The sequence below is a fragment of the Candidatus Syntrophosphaera sp. genome, assembly GCA_019429425.1.
Classification (GTDB): Bacteria; Cloacimonadota; Cloacimonadia; order Cloacimonadales; family Cloacimonadaceae; genus Syntrophosphaera.
In genome coordinates, this window is record JAHYIU010000045.1 from 1 (window position 1) to 19,877 (window position 19,877).

Sequence of the window (19,877 nt, forward strand, 5' to 3'; positions counted from 1 at the left end):
GGTCTACTACTTCAACCGCAGCCTTAACCGCGTGATCGTGCGGCCCCTGGTGAAACCCAGGCCCACAGAGAACTCCCGCCGCTTCGGACGGATCTCTGCCAACCTGAAAAACCTGGAGCCCTCGGCCGGCTTCAGGAGCGACCTGCGCGTGTACGTGGATATCTTCAACAGCCGCGTCGCCAATCAGGATGTGGTCCTGCAGAACTGGTACAACGCCTTCACGCGCCTGATGTGGAACCTGGCCAAGAGCGACCCCGGCTACATTGACCTCGAGACCATCACCCGAAGCCAGATCGAAGCCAACAACCTGACCTGCCGCTCTGTCAAAAGAGCGGTCGAGGCCGGTTTGCTATCGCACGTCAATGGCTATGAGCTGCTCACGCAGGAGATGTGATGGGTTACGCGTTATGCGTTACGCGTGGCGTTGGTGTCCACGAATCACAAGAATTGCACGAATTTGAAAAGAGAGCAAGGGGCCCACCAGGATGAAAAAGGGCGGCGGGTGTCATATCCGCCGCCTGTTCTTTCAGTTTATATTGTGTTTGCTGCTAATCTTTTATCTGGGTTTAGCCATGATCTCCAGCACCTCAGCTTCAGTCATCCCTTGTACCAGACAGGCGGGATCGAAAACGCCCCGGCCATAGTATTTGTAGGCGAGGACATGGTAGAACATCCTGGACTGGAAAGCTCCTACCATGGGATGGATATATTGAAGGCCATTTGTGGCACCTAAAAAGGTGAATTGACCGAATGGATCGATGGAATGGAAAATGAGGTAATAATCCGGAGTAACTGGCGTATTGAAGATGGTTTGAGTGACAGGATCCCAACTGAGTACCACATTGTTGCCATCCATTGTGGCAATGGGGTTCTCTGGTGCGCAGGGAGGTACGTGGATGCCTGTTCCCATCAGATTGACCTTAAGCAAGGGATTATTCTCTGCATCGCTAACAATATAGAGGGTATCGCTAAGGGCTCCTACTGTTTGGGGTACGAAGCGCACCATAACTGAATCGATTTCACCTGGAGAAAGCATTAAGTTACGGAAAGGATCCATGAATTCAAAATGCTGCTGAGTTGAGACGAAATGAAAGTCGCTTATTGTCAGATCAACATTTCCGGTATTACTGAAAGTGATTGCTTGATAGTCCGATTCTGTGTCAACAATAATAGTGCCAAAGTTTACACTCGTGCTCGATAGCAGTGAGATTTCCCGGAAAGGCTCATAAACGCTGATGTAATCATCAACAACTCTGTATCCAGTAAGCCCCAGATAATTAACAACTGAAAGGCTCACAGTATAAACCCCTGAATCAAGATAAGTATGAGAAGGATTTGGCAAAACAGATTGGTTTCCGTCCCCAAAATCCCATAACCAAGCGATAATTGGTCCAGCGCCGATTATGGAAGCATCCGTAAACTGGACCGTGAGAGGTTCCAGCCCTTCGGTTATATTTGCTGTGAAAAAGGCACGGGGGTTGGGGGGATTCAGTTTGGCAACGAAAACATCATTGCCTGCACCGTTTGTGATAGTTATGTCTCCGAAGAACATGCTTTGATATTCATAATTAAGGCCCACGACATAGCAATTGCCATAAGGATCAACATCAATTGCATAACATGCATTATAGCCTGAGCCTCCTGCTGAATAAGCCCATTTCCAGTTTCCTACAGTATCAAGCATGGTAACAAAAATGTCTCCACTGCCCAAACTGGTTAACTGATATGGCCCCAAACAAATTGTGTTGGTGAAATAACCGACACAATAGCTGTTTCCTGTACCATCGGTGAATATCCCATGACTTCTAGCGCTTGTCATAGTGCTTGCCTTGGCCCATTGCCATTCTCCATCGTTGTTCAGCTTGGCAATTAACGCATTATCGTGGTTGCCTCCTACAACAGTGGTCGAGCCAAAAACTGCAGTTCGATACAACCAACCGGTAACATAGATGTTGCCGTTGATGTCCAAGGAAATATCATCTCCATTCGTACTTCCATCCGTGCTTGACGCCCCGCTGGCCCATAACCAGTTACCTGATGAATCCAGTTTCGCCACAAAGATACCGTCGAGTCCTGTAATTGTAATAGATCCAAATTCCGTCGTTCCGCTTAAATCTCCTGTGACATAAACGCTACCGTTGTTATCGCATGCAATGCCATGTCCCTGATTAGAAGAACTTGTGCCGATGGTATTCCTTGCCCATATCCACTCGCCTGTTTGCCCCAATTTTGCCACGAAAATCGATTCCCTGTATTCCTGACAGATTAAAGTCTCATCTCCAAATATGGCGTTACCTTTTATGTACCCAGTAACATAAGATGATCCCTGGCTGTCGACGCAAATATCAAAAGCGTTATCATTCGCAGGACTTCCAGCTTGCTGCGCCCAGAGCCAGTTTCCGTTTGTGTCCAGTTTTGCGACGAAGACATCCTCCAATCCGCTGCTTACCAAAACTAAAGGCCCGAAAACAGCTTCTCCCGCAAAATTGCCTGTAACATAGATGTTACCTTCACTATCAACACTTATTCCCCGACCAGAATCACTCCCCACTCCTCCAGCCCTATTTGCCCACAACCAGTTCCCATTCGCATCAAGTTTTGCTATAAACAGGTCACTACTGCTAATACTGGTCAAAGATATCGGACCGAAAACTGCTGTATCGGTAAAACTGCCTGTGATGTATTGATTGCCATAGTCGTCAGTAGCTATTGATTCTGAATAATTATTACTATTCCCTACTACGTTAACAGCCCATCCCCACTGCGGTGTTTGCGCGGTCAATACAAGTGCCAGGCAGAGCAGGGCAACGCAGAGCAGAAAGCCTTTCATACCGTTCATTTTTCCTCCTCTTATGGATAAAAAAACTTTGGAAAGATGTTTGGATGGTCCGGGAGAATCGGTCAAGAGATTTTTTGCGTGATGGGTTACGCGTTATGCGTTAATCGGAGTGGAGTAGCGCCTTTGGAGTTCAAGCCGGCCGGCTGGGCCAAGGCAAGGAAACGGATCATAAAACAAAAGGCCGGGAGGGAAATCCCGGCCTGGATCGTACAATGTTTTGGGCTGTTTATCTGATGCCCTGGCTCATGGCTTCGCCGAGGCTGAAGATCGGCAGATAGATGGTGACGATGATACCGCCGACGACGGCGGCCATGATCACGATCAGGAGTGGCTCGATCAGCGAAGTGAGGCGGTCGACGACCGCGTCCACGAGTTTTTCATAGAACTGGGCGGCTTTGCCCAGCAGCTTGTCCATGTCTCCGGTTTCCTCACCGGTGGAAAGCATTTGCAGCAGGGTGGGCGGAAACAGGCCGGTCCTGCGGAAGGAATTGGCCACACCGTAGCCTTCCTTGACCATCACCCGGGCGCGGCGCACTCCGCCTTCCACGACGGCGTTCTGCACCACGTTTTCCGTGAGCTCCATGGTATCCATGATCGGTACGCCGGCAGCCATCAGGATGGAGAAGGTGCGGGCGAACTTGCTCATGATGGAATTGGTGACCACCTTGCCCACGACGGGGATCTTGAGCTTGATGGTGTCCATGACGTAGCGGCCCCGATCGGTGAGGTAGACCAGGAAGAAGGTGACCACGACACCAATAATGATCAGAATGGAGAGAAAGGCATTCTGGGTGATGAAATCGCTGATGGCGATCGCGAGTTGGGTCGGGAGGGGCAATTCGGCGTTGAAATCCTTATACACTGAGGCGAACAAGGGGATGACGTAATAGAACATCAACCATACCACGAAGACCAGGAAGATCATGATGAAGACGGGATAGGCCATCGCGGATTTCACCTTGCGGCGGGTGTCCTCGATCTTTTCCAGATAGTCGGAAAGCTCGTCCAGAACCGTATGCAGGGTACCGGAGACCTCACCGGCCTTGACCAGGGCGACATACAGGGAATTGAAGACCCCGGGATGCTGTTCCATGGCCTCGGAGAGTGAATATCCCTTGCGGATGTCCTCAGAAAGGCGGCGCAACACTTTGGAGAACTTCTTTTGCTTTTCCTCTTTCTCCAGGTCTGTGATGGCCTTTTCGATTGTGAGACCGGCGGAGAACATCGTGGAAAGCTGGCGGGTGAAGAACACCAGGGTCCTGAGCGACACGCCCGTGCGGATCTTGTAGACTGTGAGCATGACCTTGTCAAAGAGCGAGAGTTTGCCTTTGAAAGCTCCTTCCGCAGCGGCTTTGACGGAGATGATCGTGCTGCCTTCCTTGGCAAGTTTATCCACCGCCATGTCCAGGGTGTCGGCTTTGAGGATGCCCTCCACCCTGGCGCCTTTGGCGTCCTTAACGATATAGGCAAAATTCGGCATAGCTGATACCTTCTTTAATTATTCCACGATGGTCATCTTGATGACTTCACGGATGGTGGTGACGCCGCGGATCATTTTTTGCTTCGCAGCGTCGTGCAGGGTGCGCATTCCGGCTCTCAGGGCGGCTTCACGGATCAGGTCCTGATTTCCTCCCTCATAGATGAGACGGCGGATCTCGGGATTGACGGTGAGAAGCTCAAAGATGCCGGTACGTCCGGAAAATCCGGTGTTGTCGCAATGGACGCAGCCTCTACCCATCTTGAATTCAATCTTTTCAGCCTCTTCGGGGGTGAGCCCGCAATCGCTGAGCTCAAGTTCGCTCGGCTTGTAGTCCTGCACGCAGTAGGGGCAGACCTTTCTGACGAGGCGCTGGGCCATCACCAGACTGAGGGATGAACCCACCAGGTAGGGTTTGATGCCGATGTCGATCATACGGGTGATCGTGCTGGGAGCGTCATTGGCGTGCAAGGTGGTGAACACGAGGTGGCCGGTGAGCGAGAATTTGATCGCGATATCCGCGGTTTCCTGGTCGCGGATCTCACCGATCAGCACGATGTCCGGGTCCTGGCGCAGAACTGAACGCAGGGCGGTGCCAAAGGTGAGGCCGATCTGTTCCTTGGTCTCGATCTGGGTGATGCCCTCAAGGCGGTATTCGACAGGGTCTTCCACGGTGATGATATTGGTCTCGATATCCTGGATCTCTTTGAGGGCGGCATGCAGCGAGGTTGATTTACCGCTTCCGGTGGGGCCGGAGACGATGATGATCCCGTAAGGCCGGCGGATGATCTTGGCAAAGATATCCATGTCCTCCTGCTCGAAACCGAGGGTGGTGAGCTTGAAGCCAAACTCGCCCTTGTCCAAGAGGCGCATCACGACCTTTTCACCCAAAACTGTGGGAGTGATGGAAACACGGACGTCCACGCTCTTCAGGGACGTTTTGAGCGAAATATGGCCGTCCTGGGGCAGGCGGCGCTCGGCGATATTGAGTTTGGACATCACCTTGACCAGGGAAACGAGGCCGGGATGCATGCCGATCGGGGGTGTCATCACCTCCCGCATGGCTCCGTCGATCCGGTAGCGGATCCGGGTGCTCTTGGTCAGGGGTTCGATGTGGATGTCCGTGGAGCCTGCTTTGATGGCCTCATTGATGATCAGGTTCAAAAGTTTCACGATCGGGGCATCGGCATCCGCTGAAGCGGAGGCGATAGTGATCTCGTTTTCGTCCTCGTCGACAGCCACAAAGTCAAAGCCGCCCACCGCGTCCTCGACCTGAGTGGTGGTGCGGATGCTCTTATAGTGCTTTTCAATGGTGTCGCGCAGGACCGATTCGCCTATCAGCTCCGGCTTGATCTTCTTGCCCAGCAGCTTCTTGAGGCTGTCCAGTACAGTGATGTCCTCCGGATCAGCAAGCGCGACCACGATGCCGTCGCCTTCCTCGCGCAGAGCGATAACCCTGTTCTGCACCGCGTAGGGCTCCGGGATCAGGGAAACGATGTTCAGGTCCAGGTCCATCAGTTCCTTGTCCTGCACGATGTTGTAGCCGAGCTGCTGGTTCAGAGCCTGAAGCAATTGCTTTTCATTCAGATAGCCGAGTTTGATCAGGGTCTCGCCGATCTTCAACCCGAAGTTGGTTTGTTTGATCAGGGCTTCCTTGACCTGATCTTCATTGACGAAGCCTTCGTGGATGAGGATCTCACCCATTCTGGCGAATTGGGGGTTATAACTCATTTAAAGTCATCCTTTATGCGATATTACAAAACAAAGGCCAAAGCCGGTGGTTTGGGTTCCTCCCCGGTAATATGGGCGGGGATGGTTTGCGGCCATCCCCGCGCCGAACAAATCATTGTTTAGAACGGAGGAGCGGGTGTCCAGTAGCGATAGATCGCCACGTTGGTTTCCGCGCTCACATTGGTGCCCAGGATGCGGCCGATGATCACGCCGCTGGTTTGGCCGGGGGTCTCCGTTTGCGGATCGCCTGCCGGGCATTCCAGCCGGTGATAACGGATCTGGCCCCAGGCCCAGCCGACATAATCGCCGGTCCCGTAGCTTCCGTCGTCAGTGATGATCCTCCAGGCCGGATCGGTGGGATAGTTGTTGTTGAATCCCGGGATCGCCACGAACTGTCCTTTGGTCGCCAGGAGCATGATGGCGGAATTTCCGATCATCTGGCCCTGTCCGTCGGTCAGAACGGCATAGATGTCAGCCGATTTCCAATCCGGAGAGGTGTCTCCAAAGATCAGGGAGGCAGGGTTGGCCTGGATCTCGAAGCGCGGATCGTTCAAAGGCAGAGGCACAGTGGCATAACCGTCCACGCCTTCTCCCATGATCGCGCCTGTGCTGGCCCGGATCGTGATCAGATCGTTGGTGTAGATGCCGGAATAGCTGAGTGTCGTGTAGGCGACGCCGTCGAGGGAGTCGTCCTCCACGCTGACGTTGCCAACGTAGGCATTGCCACCGATCTGGCAGTTGGTGACATTGTTGATCAATTCAAAGAACACCGAGGTCCCGCGATCGACTGGGTTGCCGTAGATGTCCTTGACAACGGCTCCGGCGATCACTCTCCAGAGTCCGCCGCCCATGTTCTGGCCGGTGTTGAAGCCGCCAATGAAAGGCCTGACCTCAGCCGGAGGACCGGCGTGGATCACGATGTTGGCCTTGGTGGCCCGCACCCATCTACCGCTTTCATTGGTACAAGATGCCCGGATGATCAGGATCCCTGATTCCGAACCGCTGTTTACCGAGATCTGGGCTTCACCCCCACTGGATACCACCAGTACGCTGTCGGAAACAGGATAGTTGTTTAGATTGGCCCCGGCAGGCGGATTCGTGTTCACGATCCTGAAATACACGTCCTGCGGGGTGTCGATCAGGTTGCCATTGATGTCTCTCAAGTTCACCCGCAGGATGGCGGATTCGACGCCGCCGGTGTTGGCAACGTTGAGGTCGATCTGGCCTTCCTGGGTGAAAGAGATGGAATGGATGTCGTCTGAGGTCACATTGAAGATGAGCTGAGTCTGCAGGGTGTCGTTGTTGGCGAAAGCCTGGATGGTGGCCGCTCCGGCTTGCAGGCCGGGTGTGAAGCGCACTTGGGCTTGGCCCATGTTATCGGTGTTGATCGTCACCGACTGGGTGGTGTTCAGGAAAGTCCCCAGATTGGTCTGGAACCTCACCGGTTTGGTCTGGCAAGGATTTCCGTGCAAGTCGTTCAGAGTGGCCCGCATGTAGATGTGGTTGGGGCTGGCCACAAAGCTCGTGTCCGCCTCGATCATCTCGCCGTCAACCTGGACAAAGGATTGCAAACCAATGGCGGCTGGCAGGCCGGCCCGGATCAATACCTCCCTGGTGCTGGAGACCGTTCCGATACTTGCCGTAACGAAGGCGTTCTCCACATCAGGTGTGGTCGTGGCCAGGGCTCCGGCATTGTATCTGGCGTAGGCCCTCCCGTTGGTGGTCCCGGCGACTATCGATATGCCCAGCACATTGCCCGCCTCATCCACAAACCTGCCTTTGGTGCAGGTGAAGGTGATCAGGGTGTTGTTGGGCACCAGATCCCCCAGAATGTTTGTGGCTGTGGCATTGATCTCTGTGGTCTGCATGACGGTCATGGGATACGGATTGGCCGTTGAGAGGAAGTTTATCGTCACTGTCTCTATTTCCGGCACATCGGCGATGAAAACCTGGGCCATGGCGGTATCGGCCGAAACGATCGAGTTCTGTTCGCTGTCGGAATAATTGCGCACGACCGCGGTGATTGTTGCCAGGCCGCTGTCGCCGTCATCCCAGAAAGTGGTGGTAGCCACTCCGCTGCTGTCTGTGGGCACGCTGGCCAGGATGCGGCCAACATCGGTGCGGAAATTGACTATCTGGGAAGGGACCCCGAAACCTTCACCGTCTTTGATGGTGACGGCGATCTCGGAATAGGTGATGTTGTTGTCGGAGTAGATGGTGTCCGGTGTGGCCACTATCTTGGTGATGATCCGCACTTCCGAGAGCAGCGGAGCGTCCAGTCCCATGGGAGGCGGATTGCGCTGGTCACAGGAGGTGGTGAGCGAAACCAGCATCAGCACCAGGATGGTGAGAACGGGGAAAAGCTGTTTGTATCTTTTCATGTTAGTCTCCCCTTAGTTTTCTTCTTCTTCGAATTCGATCAAGCGCCTGGTCAAACGTTCGTCCAGCTTGACCTCGCCCAGATTCTTGAAATCCTCGAGGTTGGGGTCCGGCTTGATCTGATCCGAAGTGATCAACCGAGGTGTGATCTCGATGATCAGGTCGGTGTTTTCCACCAATTCATAGCGGTGTTGGAATAGTTTGCCGATAAAGGGCAGATCTCCCAGCAAAGGAAGCTTTGAGGTCTTTTGGGTGATCGTGGAGTTCAGCAGGCCGCCCACAATGATCTTGTGCTCGTTGGGAACGGTGACCGTGGAGGAGATTCTGCGCACCTTGGTGCGGGGAACATAGCCGCCCACAAGTTCGGTCACGGAGCTGACTTCCGGGGCAATCTGCGCGGTGATCAGGCCCTGTTCATTGACGGTGGGCGTGACATTCAGCATGATGCCGACTTCCTCGCGTTCCACCTGGATCTGCTTGTCGTTGTCGGTGACCACGAAGGGTACGACCTCGCCGATGTGGATCATTGCCGGTGCTCCGTTCAGAGAGGTCACGCGCGTATCCGTCAGCAGTTTGGCGGCGTTGTTTTCCAGCAGCCAGTCGATGGTGATGTCAAAGGCTGTCAGTTGGCGGCTGAAATGGCCGATGTCCTGGAAGCCGTTGATCCTCTGGAAATGCTGCTGGTCAGGCAGGATCTCGAAATCGGTGGGATCGCCGTAGGGCAGGTAGCCGTCCGGATCGGTGAAGTTGTAGGGCAGGCCGGTTCCGGACGCGTTCACGGGATCTTCCGCGATGATCGTGGTGAGGTGGTTGAGGCGGCTCCAGTCGATCCCGTATTTCTTGGAATCGGTGAGGCTTACCTCGATCAAACGCACCCGGATCTCGATCTGCTTCTGCTCCACATCGATCTTCTCCACCAAGGCCTTGATGCTTTCAAAGGTGTCGGTGTTGCCATAGACCATGATGGCGTTCTGGCCTTCCAGGGGAACGATGACGCCCTGGGTGTCTTCCAGGGCTTTGCTGACCTTGTTGGCGTCCAGGTTGTTCAGATAGATGATGTCGCTGCGTTCCCCGGATTCTTCCATGATGTTCTGCCTGGTTCCCACCAGGAAGGTGTTCTCGCCGAAAATCCGGTAGGAAAGTCCGGCTGAGCGTGAAACGAGGGACACCGCAGTTTCGACTGGGACTTCCCTGACGCTCAGGGTGACGCGCTTCTCTTCCCTTTCGGCTCCCGTGGATTGGTCAGTGGCCAGGACGATGTTTGTTCCGCTGAGGCGCGCCAGGGTGCTGAGAACCGAGGAAAGCGGCTCGTCAACGCTGTGTAAGGTAACAGGTTTTCTTAAAGCGCTGGATTGAGCGCCCAGCATGGCCACTCCGAAGAGAAAGCTCAGGATCAGGGCACAAACAATAAAGCGTTTGGATACGAAAGCGTTTAACATATTTTCTCCAGCTTCGTTATATTTTTTCATGATTAGTAGTTCTGGTCGTTAGACAGCCGTTGGATGTCTTCTCTGGTGAAATCCGGCATCGCAGGCCGGGGTTGGATGGCCAGGGTCTGGGCCCCGCCGAAGTAGATGCCGATGTTCTTCTCATCGATCCAGGTGATCCTCCGGCCTTCGATCACGTCGCCGACGCCGCCGCTGAAGATCTTGTCCTGATATTCAACGGTGACCAGCCTCTTGCCGGAATTCTGGTCTATGTAGGTCCCGGTGGGGCGGAAGGTGTTGCGCAGCATCTCTTCGAATTCCTTGGTCAGGTCGAAGCGGTCCTTTATGATGTTACCCTGCCGCAGGGGATCATGCCTGACGGAGAAGACAAAATTCTGCCGATCCTGGATCGAAGATTCGATCGAGAGGATCCTTGCCTTCAGGGTGTCGGTGACGGATTCGTCGGTATACCTGGATTGATCCGGAATGCTGTTGCGCTTCACGTTCATCGAATAGAGGCGGATGGCGAAGGCGAGCAGCAATATCACGATCAGGGCAATGGCGAAGTCTTTGATGAATCTCACTTGCATCTTAGGCCTCCTTTTTGACCTTGAATATCGAAAGCTCCATGGTTATGCGGTATTGGTTGGGAGCGTTCGGATCGGTGACGTTTCTGTCGGAAGCCTGGGTGGGGCTGATATCCAGGTATTGGATCTTGATGATGTGGTTCAGCGCTTCGATGGCTGAGATGAATTGGCCCATCTGCTGGAAAGTGCCTTGCAGTTCGAGGTTGTAGGTGGTTTCGATCATGCCGGCTTCGGCGAACTTGTTGGAATCCGAGATCTTGATCAGCTTCAGTTTGTTGTCGTCCCTGATCTTCTCGATCTCTTTCTGAAATTCGTTCAGCTCGTCGATAGTGAAGTTGCTTCCGGTGGTGAGGCTGTTGTCGATGATCTGGGAAAATTCTCGCAATTGCTCGTCCATGATCAGGGCGCTGTTGAGTTTTTCCAGCGTGCTCTTGATGTTCCGGTCGTATTTATTGATCTCGGCCACGTTTTTGGTGATCGAGTTGCTGGCAATCCAAAAGAACAGGACCGTGATCAAGATCATCACCAGGATGAGGATTAGATATTTCTCTTTCATTATTGCGCACTCCCTCGGAAGGCTGAGGCATCCCTGCTGTAACATTCGATCACGAATTCGAGGATCTCAGTGTCCTTGGCCACTTGTCTCGTCTTGGAGCCTGATTTGATCTCCGGAAAATCGTTGCTGATCTCCGGATTGGCTTTGAGGCGTTGGACAAAATCGAAAGTGATGTCGCCTTCCCTGATATTGCGGTTGACCTCGATGATGCCGTTCAGGGTCAGAACCCCGTTGTTGAAGTTCAGTTTGCGGACGGCCAGTTGCTGGTCGATTTCGTGGCTCAGGGCCTGGAGCTTCTTGGTCCAGAAGATCCTGTCCGTGAACGTTTCGGCCAATTTGTCCACGTCGACCACGGAAAGGTAATCTCCGCTGGACTGGTATTCAGACAGCCGGGCGCTGATTTCCTTGTAATACTGGCGCCGGATCTCGACCTTCCTCTTCAGGGAATTGTTCAGATAGATCAAACCGGCAAACATGATTATCGCTCCCAGCAAGAACGCGATCACGGCATTGCGGAAGGTCTTGTTCTCCCGCTCCGCCTGGAGCTTCATCTCCCCGTATTTGTTCAGGTTTACTTTGAAATAAAACACGTTTGTCATATTCACTTCCTATTCGGTCCGCATTGCCAGGCCGATCGCCAGCGCCAGCTGAGGGTCTTTCTTATCCACGAATTTCTCGGGCATTTCCACGTTGATGAAGGGCATGAAGATATCTGTGGGGATGCTCACCTTTTCCTGGATGTATTCCTGCAAACCTTTCAGCTTGGCGGTGCCGCCCATGATGTAGAGTTTGCGAAAATCGCTGTTGCCCGCTTCCTTGACATAGAAGCGCAGGGAACGGCGCAATTCTTCCACAATGGCGTCTTCGGTCGATTTCTCGGAGATGTCCAGCATGCTGATCGTTTTGGTATCCGGGGAGTTCGGATCGTCCAACAGGCCCCATTGCATCTTGTAGGCATCCGCCACGTCCCATTCCATCTGCCGTCTGCGCATGATGTCGCGCGTGAAGTGATAGCCGCCGTAGGGGATGTCCCGGGCAAAGAACTTGGCTTCTGGCCCCCAGATCACCATGTTGGTGCGGTGCGCGCCCAAGTTGAGGAGGACGTACACCCCTTCCTCGACGAAGGCGTTCAGGGCGAAGCTGTTGGCAACGGCCAGGGAATCGATGTCCACGATGTTGGGAGTCAATCCGGCGGTGACCAGGTTGTTGGTATGTTCGTTCAACAGGTCTTTGGAGGTGGCTGCCAACAGGATGTTCATGTTGTTGGTCTTCTCCTCCACGTTGATCACCTGGTAGTCCAGAACCATGTCCGTCCCGCTGATCGGGATGTGTTTCTTGGCTTCGAAGAAGAGGGCGGATTCCAGTTCATCCTCGGGCAGGAAGATGGTCTTGATCTGCTTGATGCTGGTGTTGTCCCCTCCAACCGCGGTAACCAGGTGCTGGATCTTCTTGGGATTGATGTGCAGGGTTTTCATGATCTCCACGATGACCGGAGCATAGCGATCCGGACGGAGGTCGCTGGGAATGTACTCCACTCCCTGCGGAACTGTGGGACGGATCTCGTAATTCAGCAGCTTGAATCCTTCATGCAGCTTTTTGAGGTGCACGACCTTCACACTGTGAGTCCCGATGTCGATTCCCACCGACTCCTTGAATTTGATCGTTTTCTTTTTCTTCATAGTTCCTCTTATCTATGACATTATTATTCTTAGAGATTCTCCGGCGGCCTTTTGATCACCCAGTTGACGGCAGAGAAAGGTGTTTCGTCCCTGCGGTTCACTTCCGGGAAATCGATCGGTGAGGTTTTGTAAAACCGGTCGTCGTAGTGATAGTTCTTTTTATATCCAGTTCCGGAGCCTGAAGCCCCGGGCCAATTGGTGTTGGTAAGCTGGAAATTCAGCACGGGATCGTTATGGGCAACGGTCGCCGGAGCGCTGGAGCCGCCGCAGTAATCGATCGGCTGGTTCCATGCTCCCCCGGAAGGCCATTCCACGTCATAATAGCTGCGGTGGACAAAGCCCCTGCGCCTTTGCGAGATCGAGCCATGCACGTTGATGTAGCCGCGTTCCAGATAGGGGACTCGTTCCGGCCAAAGCGGATTGTACCAGGGATAGTCGATCAACGGCGGCCAGGGATTGGCATAGTTCTGGGGAAAACGGCGCCGGTGCAGGTCGATCTTGTCAAAATAGGTTGGGACACCACCCACGTTCACAAGCACAGCCGGAACGGAGGGATGCGGATGCTGGTATTCAAAGGTGAAGACCCCGTCCGCGTGGGAGTTGCCGTGTCCGTCCCCCAAAGCCGCCATCGCCGCGTAGATCCAGATCCCGCCGTAGCCCGTGTCAGGACCCATGTTGGGATGGTAGCGCAGGGAATCGACCGGGTCGCGGTAGCCGTATTTGATCACGATGGATTTCTCGGAGACCAGGCCCACCACGTCGGTGCGGTTGTTGATCGGATTCGATCCCGGATTTGTGTTGGAAAGCTCTATGCTTCCGATCAGATACATGGTGTCCGCGCAGCCCCAGGTCTGGTAGGTGCCAAACTTCCCCTTGATCCAGAGCTTACCGTGGACGAAATTGGACTGGTTCAACGAACTGCCGGTGCCCCAGAAGGTCCAGGTCGTGTCTCTGACGTTATACTGGTTCGTATATTGGTATGTGGCGTCATTGGGTGGCGGATAGGGATCATAGACCATGGAGTATTCCCGGTAGGGATCTTCAACAATGCCGTGGTAGGCGGTATAGCCGCTGCCGTCCACATCGATGAACATGATGTTGTCCGGATCGAAATACTGCGGTCCGACGACGTGGCCGTTTCTGCGGATGGTCGTTGCTTCCTCGGGGAAGATCGTGTAGGCATAGCCTTCGGTGAGGCCGCCCAGGAAGATCTCGTTCACGTTGTAGGAACCGGAATAGGATTTGATCTCACCCGTGGTGGACACCCAGCCGAAGAAGGTGGGCCAGCCGTTGTTGGTCCCGCCCCCGGCCTGCTTGATCCAGATGTCCGTGTTGCTGTGCACCCGGCCGTAGATCAGGTCCGGGCCGTAGAAATAGACGTTCTGTTCGGCGGGGGATTCGTCCGTGTCCGTGAAATACATGTATTTGGCAAAAGTCTCGGTCTCCAGGGTATAGATGCTGTATTTCCGGATCATGGAGAATTTGGTGTTCATCATGGCGGTTTGGCCGATACCGGATTTGGATTTGACCAGGGATTTCACCTGGGTCATCTGTTTCCGGTCGCCGATCACCACCTCGTCCTGGATGTCCAGGAGTCCGCCCTGGCTCAGGATGGACTGGATCTTGAAAGTCTTGCGCAATGCGGAATTCACCACCTCGACGTTGCGCTCCGAGGTGCGAACGGGGATGAGCACCGTGCCCAGTTTCTGGGCGATCCTCTGCCCGCGGTAAGCTTCGCTGCGCAATAGCAGCATGCTCTGGAAGCCTTCAAAATCATACTGGAAGGCTACCACATCACGCATGGCCAGGCTGGAAAGGGTGAACCCGGACATCGCCGCGATCACCATCAGCAGCATCGCTATGGCAATATTCCCGCTGGGGTGTTTAAACATCCTTATACCTCCTTGGCTGGAGCTTGAGCTGGTTCATTTCTTGGCCATCTTGGTCCTGAATCTGACCGTCCGGAAATTGTCCGTGCCGGTCTTGACCCGGGCGTGGAGTTCGACCTGGACCGCCAAGACCTCTTGTTCCTGATTGAGTTTGGTGATCAGGAACCGGTCCACGACCATCTTCCCCAGGTTTTCCTCCTTGGGAAAGATGTAGAGCGGCGAGGCCACCTGGATCCCGTGGAACACATAGGTGCAGCGCACCACTCCGTCATAGAGGAAGAAGTGGGCGTAATCGTTGGTCTCCATCAGCCTGTCGGTGGGCGGGACGATCCGGATCCCGTTCGCGGTGTTGGTCGTCGTGTTGGTCAGTTGGAGCTTCATGGCGTTGGTCACGCCGTAATACTCCATGTTGTCGCCGCTGCCGACGGGCACTCCGTTCTTGATAATGTTGAGGGCGTCCAGGGCGTCAGTTTGCAATTCGGCCCAGGCGTTCAGTTCCTTGTATTTGCGGAAAAAAACGCCGACCCCCAACGCGGCGGTCACGATCAGAAGCGTGGAGATGATCATCACGACGATAACCTCGACCAAGGTCACGCCGCGTTGCCGGCCGATTATTCCGGTGCCGTGTTTTATAATTTTTTTCATTATGGTCCGGTATTGGGCAGGAAATAGTCTTCCCGCATACGGATGAAACGTTCTTTTTGCGTGACCTGGTCTGTCCACCTCATGGTGGCCTCCAGGTACACGAAGTTCAGGAGCTGCTCGTTTGAGGTTTCCTGGCCGGTCTTGCGCTCAATGGTCATATAGGCGTGCTGGATGTGGTCCGGGTTCAGGTCGTCGATCACATACTGCACGTTGGCCTGGAGTTGGAACGGGTTGCTGCGCGAATAGCGGTAGTATTCCATCTCCAGCTCGCCGTTGAGCAGCAGGGTGGCGACGCGGTCCCGGTAATTGGTCAGCAATTGCCTTTCCGCGTAGACGATGCCGATGTAGATGCTGATCACCATGACCACGATGATCAGCATCACAACTATTACTTCAAGCAGGGTCATGCCCTGTTGCCTGCGCAGCAGGCCAGGGGACTCTGAGCTTGCGGAAAGGGCAGGGGTCTCGATCATGAGAATCCCGCTCCGGAGGCGAACTGCTTGGGATTGTCGGCAAATTCCTCCGCGATGGTCCGCTCCACCAGGTTGTTCATCACCAGGTTGTAGAGCGACTGGTCGCGGGTTTGCATGCCTTCTTTGGTGCTGGCCTGAATGATCGAGGGGATCTGATAGGTCTTTTCCTCGCGGATCAGGTTGCGCACCGCGGCGTTGGCGACCATGATCTCCAGGGCCGGAACGCGCCCCTTGCCGTCCTTGGTGGGAAGCAGGGTCTGCGAAAGGACCGCTTCCAGCGATTCGGAGAGCATGGATCGCACCTGCTGCTGCTGTTCCTTGGGAAACATGTCAATGATCCTGTCAATGGATTTGGTGCAGCTGCCCGTGTGCAGGGTGGCGAAGACCAAGTGGCCGGTCTCGGCCGCTGTCAACGCCAATGACACCGTCTCCAGGTCACGCATCTCGCCCACGAGGATCACGTCCGGGTCCTCACGCAGAGCGCTTCTCAGCGCCGCCGTGAAACTCCAGGTGTCGTGGCCCAGCTCGCGCTGGTTGATCAGGCTGTTCTTGCTCTGATGCACAAACTCGATCGGGTCCTCGATCGTGATGATGTGGCAGTTGCGGTTGTCATTGATCGAGTCGATCATCGTGGCCAGGGTGGTTGATTTGCCGCTGCCCGTGGGCCCGGTCACCAGGATCAGGCCTTTTTCCTTGGTGGTCAGCCGTTTCAGGATATCCGGCAGATGCAGCTCATCATAGCCTTTGATCTCGTTGGGTATCACGCGGAAGGCGGCTGACACGCCGTTGACCTGATGGAAGGCGTTCACGCGGAAGCGGACGTCGTTGCTAAGCTTGGTGGAAAAGTCGATCTCCAGCTGTTTTTTGAACATTTCCTGCTGGACTTCGTTCATCACCCCAAAGACAAGGTTCTCCACTTCCTCCACAGACTGGATCGGCAGGTTCAGGCGCTTCATCTTGCCGTTCACGCGCACCATCGGATGCGCCCCGGCAGCGATGTGCAGGTCCGAAGCCCCGGCTTCCGCTGTGAAGCGAAGCAATTCGTGGATAGTCAACTTGTTGCCTCCAGGTTAATTGGTGTCGGTCTGCATTCCTTCTGTGTTGGGATCGGTGAACTGGTCGATTCCGTAGCCATGGAATTTGGCGTCGTCAACGTCATACCAGACCTGTTTGTCAGGTCCGCCGGCGAATTCTTCCGTGGAGGTGGCAATGAACTTTTTGGGCGGATTGCCGGTCACTTCGAACTTCCAGTTTTTCTGCGTGCTTTGGCCAAGGTTGGTCTCGCGCATGGCTTTCTCAATCGTGAAATCCTGCGTGGTGCCGTTGGTTTGCCTGTACACATCGTAGGTCTTGCGGATCGCGGCGATCGCTGTCTGGGCTTCAGTTGAGCGTGATTTCTCCACGTAACGCATATAGATGGGCACGGCCAGCGCTGCCAGGATGGCAACGATGATCACCACCACCAAGATTTCGATTAGGGTGAATCCCTTTTGGTTTTTCAGTTTCCTGAGCATTTGTATTTCCTCCTATTAGGAATTTTATTTCTTTTAGGTTAAGCACAATGCGTGCCAAATTCCGGTAAAAAATCCCATAAACCCTTTTTCCAATAAAATTCTTGACGCATTCCTGTCCATTCTTTTTTTTGCTCTCATCCTAATAAGCATCATTTCAAGGAGATAAAACATGCCTATGATTCGCCGGCGCTTTTCCGCCCTGCTTCTGGCCCTGAGCGTGGCTGCCTGCTTCGCCGCGGGACCGGTCACCGTAACCAATCAGAACAAGATAAATGAATCCGACATCCTGGCCGAGTTCGACGGCGGGATCATCACCCGCCAGGACCTCGATGCCCGGATCTCCAAAATACCCGCCGCTTCCCAGGGCAGATACCGCACCGTTGACGGCCAGACCCAGGTCCTCGACGTCATCGCCATGGAAGAGGCCTTCATGGCCAAGGCCATCCGGATGGGCATTGAATCCCTGCCCAGCGTCCAGGAGAAGATCGAGGCCGGAACCCGCCAGTTCCTCATCCAGGAATACTACAAACGCAACATCAGCGACCTCGTCGTCGTCACCCGCGAAGACAAGCAGCGCTATTACGACGAGAACAAGCAGGCTTACTACATTTTCCCCTACCTCAGCCTCAGCTATCTCCAGGCCGAAGACGAAGCTTCCGCCCTCAAGGCGATCGCGGAGCTCAATGCCGGAAAATCCTTCGAGGAGGTTTCCGACCTCTACAACGTGAACAGCTATGCCAAGGGACTCCAGGGCATGATCAAGAACATCCGCCTCAACGGCAACCTCCCGGGAATCGGCAACGACGCCGAGCTGGAACGGATCATTTCTGAAACCGGGCCCGATCCCCTCGTTGTCCACGGGCCCTTCAAGACCGCCACCGGCTGGCATGTTTTCCGCACCCTCGAATACGTCCAGGGGCGCCAGAAGGAGTTTGACGAGGTCGAGCCCGAGCTGGAACAGCGCGCCCGTCCGGGGGTCGAAACCAGGGTGCTCAACGAGCTCACCGACCGCCTCAAGGCCAAATACGGCGTGGTGACCGACTCCGCCCGCCTGGCCGAGATCGACGTCACCGACCGCGCCAGCAATGCCGAGATCATGGACCTCAGCCTGGTCTCCTCCACCAATCCAGAGCTGAACATCACCGTCGGGACGCTCCTGGACGCCTTTGCCAAGCTTTCGCCCCAGGAACAGCTCTTCATCACCAAAGGCGAGGGCGCCAAACAGCTTCTCGACCAGGAGCTCATCCGCAAACTCCTCTACGCCGAAGCCAAGGACCAAAACTACGACATCATCATCCAGGACAACGAAGAATACGTCCAGATGAAGCGCTATTACATCCTCAACGAGGTCTTCAAGCAGCTCGTAGTCGATTCAATCGAGATCACCGACGAAGAGGTCCGCGCCTATTACGATGCCCATCTCTCGGACTACACCACCCCCGCCTACAAGACCATCGAGGTCCTCTGGTTCGACAAGGAAAAGGCCGCCAAAAGCGCCCTCAAAAAATACCAGAGCTATGTCAAAAAAGGCGACGACAAGCGCATCCAGGCCCTCATCGAAAAACAATCCACCAAGCCCAAACTCTCCACCCTGGACAACATCTACGACAATGGGATCATCACCGGGATCGGCCCCGACGATAAATTCTCCCGAATGGTTTGGGACAACCCCGTCGGCTACATCAGCCCCGTCTTCACCTCGGCCCGCGGAGACGTCCTTTTCTTCCGCAACCTCAGGGAAACCCCGCCCGAAGTTAAAAGCTTCACCGAGATCGAACCCCGCATCTTCGGAACCCTCAGAAACCAGGCCCAGGCTTCCCAGCAGGAAAAGGTGACCCAGGATATCTATGCTGAATTCAACCTGCGCAAATACCCCGAAAAACTCCGGCTCCAGCTCTCTGCCGAAGACCTCTTCAACATGGCGGACAACTCCGCCCGCCAGCGCAATTTCAAAGACGCCATCACCTTCTACGACCAGATCATCAGCGGCTACAAAAACAACGCCGACGACTACCGCGCCTTCTTCATGAAGTCCTTCCTGGTGGCCGAGGAACTCAAGGACAATGAACGCGCCCTGGAGCTCTTCCGCGAATTCCTGCAAAAATTCCCCGAAGGCGACCTCAACGAATCCGCCCAGTTCATGATCGATTCCCTCGAAGGAAACGTCGTCCTCGAGATCGAGGAATAGGCCCCCATCCTTATATAAAGAAAAATCTCACTAAATCATCCCCCGCTCCGGCGGGGTTTTTTTCGTCCCTGGAGTCCGGAGGACGAAAGTGCATTAGCACGGTATGGAGCGCAGCGGAATGCCGTGATGGCGGGCATTAACGATCCCTTTTTTTACCCCACCCCCCATGGTGGAGTTTTGGCTGAGTCCGGAGGACGACAGTGCATTAGCACGGTATGGAGCGCAGCGGAATGCCGTGATGGCGGGCATTAACGATCCCCTTTTTTTACCCCACCCCCCATGGTGGAGTTTTGGCTGAGTCCGGAGGACGACAGTGCATTAGCACGGTATGCAGCGCAGCGGAATGCCGTGATGGCGGGCATTAACGATCCCCTTTTTTTACCCCACCCCCTCCCCCATTGGCGGGACGCCGTCCCGCCGATGGGGCTGGGGGGGGGGATGTTTTATCATTGCCGATATCTCACCGGTGTCACGGCATTCCGCTCCTTGTCCC

At 54.6% G+C, this 19,877-nt stretch carries 16 protein-coding genes; 2 read left to right on the forward strand and 14 right to left on the reverse strand.

All coding sequences use genetic code 11. The features are described 5' to 3' along the window. On the forward strand, positions 1–394 hold a 394-nt coding region (locus tag K0B87_05945), incomplete at its 5' end, for a hypothetical protein (GenBank protein ID MBW6514282.1). A 162-nt stretch (positions 395–556) separates the two neighbouring features. Here the strand turns inward: K0B87_05945 and K0B87_05950 are convergent. The 14 genes from K0B87_05950 to K0B87_06015 form a co-directional block, all read right to left on the reverse strand. After that, positions 557–2,839: an SBBP repeat-containing protein gene (locus tag K0B87_05950; protein MBW6514283.1), complete on the reverse strand. Its 2,283-nt coding sequence runs from the start codon at positions 2,837–2,839 to the stop codon at positions 557–559. Between the two features lie 226 nt (positions 2,840–3,065). Then, a complete protein-coding gene (locus K0B87_05955) occupies positions 3,066–4,319 on the reverse strand; it encodes a type II secretion system F family protein (GenBank protein ID MBW6514284.1) in 1,254 nt (417 codons plus the stop codon). An 18-nt stretch (positions 4,320–4,337) separates the two neighbouring features. Then, the gene (gene tadA / locus K0B87_05960) at positions 4,338–6,047 is read right to left on the reverse strand and encodes a Flp pilus assembly complex ATPase component TadA (GenBank protein ID MBW6514285.1); all 1,710 of its coding nucleotides are present in this window, start codon (positions 6,045–6,047) and stop codon (positions 4,338–4,340) included. 119 nt (positions 6,048–6,166) lie between these two features. Then, complete coding sequence (locus K0B87_05965) at positions 6,167–8,428, reverse strand: hypothetical protein (GenBank protein MBW6514286.1); 2,262 nt, start codon at positions 8,426–8,428, stop codon at positions 6,167–6,169. A gap of 12 nt (positions 8,429–8,440) precedes the next feature. After that, complete coding sequence (locus K0B87_05970; GenBank protein MBW6514287.1) at positions 8,441–9,865, reverse strand: hypothetical protein; 1,425 nt, start codon at positions 9,863–9,865, stop codon at positions 8,441–8,443. 32 nt (positions 9,866–9,897) lie between these two features. After that, positions 9,898–10,443: a hypothetical protein gene (locus K0B87_05975; GenBank protein ID MBW6514288.1), complete on the reverse strand. Its 546-nt coding sequence runs from the start codon at positions 10,441–10,443 to the stop codon at positions 9,898–9,900. 1 nt (position 10,444) lies between these two features. Further along, positions 10,445–10,996 carry a type 4a pilus biogenesis protein PilO gene (gene pilO, locus K0B87_05980; GenBank protein MBW6514289.1) on the reverse strand — a complete coding sequence of 184 codons (552 nt, stop codon included), beginning with the start codon at positions 10,994–10,996 and terminating at the stop codon, positions 10,445–10,447. Then, a complete protein-coding gene (locus K0B87_05985) occupies positions 10,996–11,595 on the reverse strand; it encodes a PilN domain-containing protein (GenBank protein MBW6514290.1) in 600 nt (199 codons plus the stop codon). Before K0B87_05985 ends, pilO begins: the two co-directional genes overlap by 1 nt. A gap of 9 nt (positions 11,596–11,604) precedes the next feature. After that, positions 11,605–12,675 (reverse strand): pilus assembly protein PilM, encoded by a 1,071-nt coding sequence (locus K0B87_05990; protein ID MBW6514291.1) that lies wholly within the window; start codon positions 12,673–12,675, stop codon positions 11,605–11,607. 29 nt (positions 12,676–12,704) lie between these two features. After that, a complete protein-coding gene (locus tag K0B87_05995) occupies positions 12,705–14,567 on the reverse strand; it encodes a hypothetical protein (GenBank protein MBW6514292.1) in 1,863 nt (620 codons plus the stop codon). 33 nt (positions 14,568–14,600) lie between these two features. After that, positions 14,601–15,209 (reverse strand): prepilin-type N-terminal cleavage/methylation domain-containing protein, encoded by a 609-nt coding sequence (locus K0B87_06000; protein ID MBW6514293.1) that lies wholly within the window; start codon positions 15,207–15,209, stop codon positions 14,601–14,603. Next, positions 15,209–15,682, reverse strand: a complete 474-nt coding sequence (locus K0B87_06005; protein MBW6514294.1) for a prepilin-type N-terminal cleavage/methylation domain-containing protein — start codon at positions 15,680–15,682, stop codon at positions 15,209–15,211. Before K0B87_06005 ends, K0B87_06000 begins: the two co-directional genes overlap by 1 nt. Beyond that, entirely contained in the window at positions 15,679–16,737 is a 1,059-nt protein-coding gene (locus K0B87_06010; GenBank protein MBW6514295.1) for a type IV pilus twitching motility protein PilT, read from the reverse strand. Before K0B87_06010 ends, K0B87_06005 begins: the two co-directional genes overlap by 4 nt. A gap of 15 nt (positions 16,738–16,752) precedes the next feature. Beyond that, positions 16,753–17,196, reverse strand: coding sequence for a prepilin-type N-terminal cleavage/methylation domain-containing protein (locus tag K0B87_06015; GenBank protein ID MBW6514296.1), 444 nt, complete (start codon positions 17,194–17,196; stop codon positions 16,753–16,755). A 169-nt stretch (positions 17,197–17,365) separates the two neighbouring features. Between K0B87_06015 and K0B87_06020 the strand changes: the two genes are divergently transcribed. Further along, positions 17,366–19,384, forward strand: coding sequence for a peptidyl-prolyl cis-trans isomerase (locus K0B87_06020; protein MBW6514297.1), 2,019 nt, complete (start codon positions 17,366–17,368; stop codon positions 19,382–19,384). The last annotated feature ends 493 nt before the right edge of the window (positions 19,385–19,877 follow it).

Coding starts and splice junctions, on each gene's coding strand:
- K0B87_05990 (MBW6514291.1), bottom strand. CDS start 12,675: ATGAAGAAAAAGAAAACGATCAAATTCAAGGAGTCGGTGGGAATCGAC.
- K0B87_06015 (MBW6514296.1), bottom strand. CDS start 17,196: ATGCTCAGGAAACTGAAAAACCAAAAGGGATTCACCCTAATCGAAATC.
- K0B87_05985 (MBW6514290.1), bottom strand. CDS start 11,595: ATGACAAACGTGTTTTATTTCAAAGTAAACCTGAACAAATACGGGGAG.
- K0B87_05950 (MBW6514283.1), bottom strand. CDS start 2,839: ATGAACGGTATGAAAGGCTTTCTGCTCTGCGTTGCCCTGCTCTGCCTG.
- K0B87_05965 (MBW6514286.1), bottom strand. CDS start 8,428: ATGAAAAGATACAAACAGCTTTTCCCCGTTCTCACCATCCTGGTGCTG.
- K0B87_05995 (MBW6514292.1), bottom strand. CDS start 14,567: ATGTTTAAACACCCCAGCGGGAATATTGCCATAGCGATGCTGCTGATG.
- K0B87_06020 (MBW6514297.1), top strand. CDS start 17,366: ATGCCTATGATTCGCCGGCGCTTTTCCGCCCTGCTTCTGGCCCTGAGC.
- K0B87_05975 (MBW6514288.1), bottom strand. CDS start 10,443: ATGCAAGTGAGATTCATCAAAGACTTCGCCATTGCCCTGATCGTGATA.
- pilO (MBW6514289.1), bottom strand. CDS start 10,996: ATGAAAGAGAAATATCTAATCCTCATCCTGGTGATGATCTTGATCACG.
- K0B87_05955 (MBW6514284.1), bottom strand. CDS start 4,319: ATGCCGAATTTTGCCTATATCGTTAAGGACGCCAAAGGCGCCAGGGTG.
- K0B87_06005 (MBW6514294.1), bottom strand. CDS start 15,682: ATGATCGAGACCCCTGCCCTTTCCGCAAGCTCAGAGTCCCCTGGCCTG.
- K0B87_06000 (MBW6514293.1), bottom strand. CDS start 15,209: ATGAAAAAAATTATAAAACACGGCACCGGAATAATCGGCCGGCAACGC.
- tadA (MBW6514285.1), bottom strand. CDS start 6,047: ATGAGTTATAACCCCCAATTCGCCAGAATGGGTGAGATCCTCATCCAC.
- K0B87_05970 (MBW6514287.1), bottom strand. CDS start 9,865: ATGTTAAACGCTTTCGTATCCAAACGCTTTATTGTTTGTGCCCTGATC.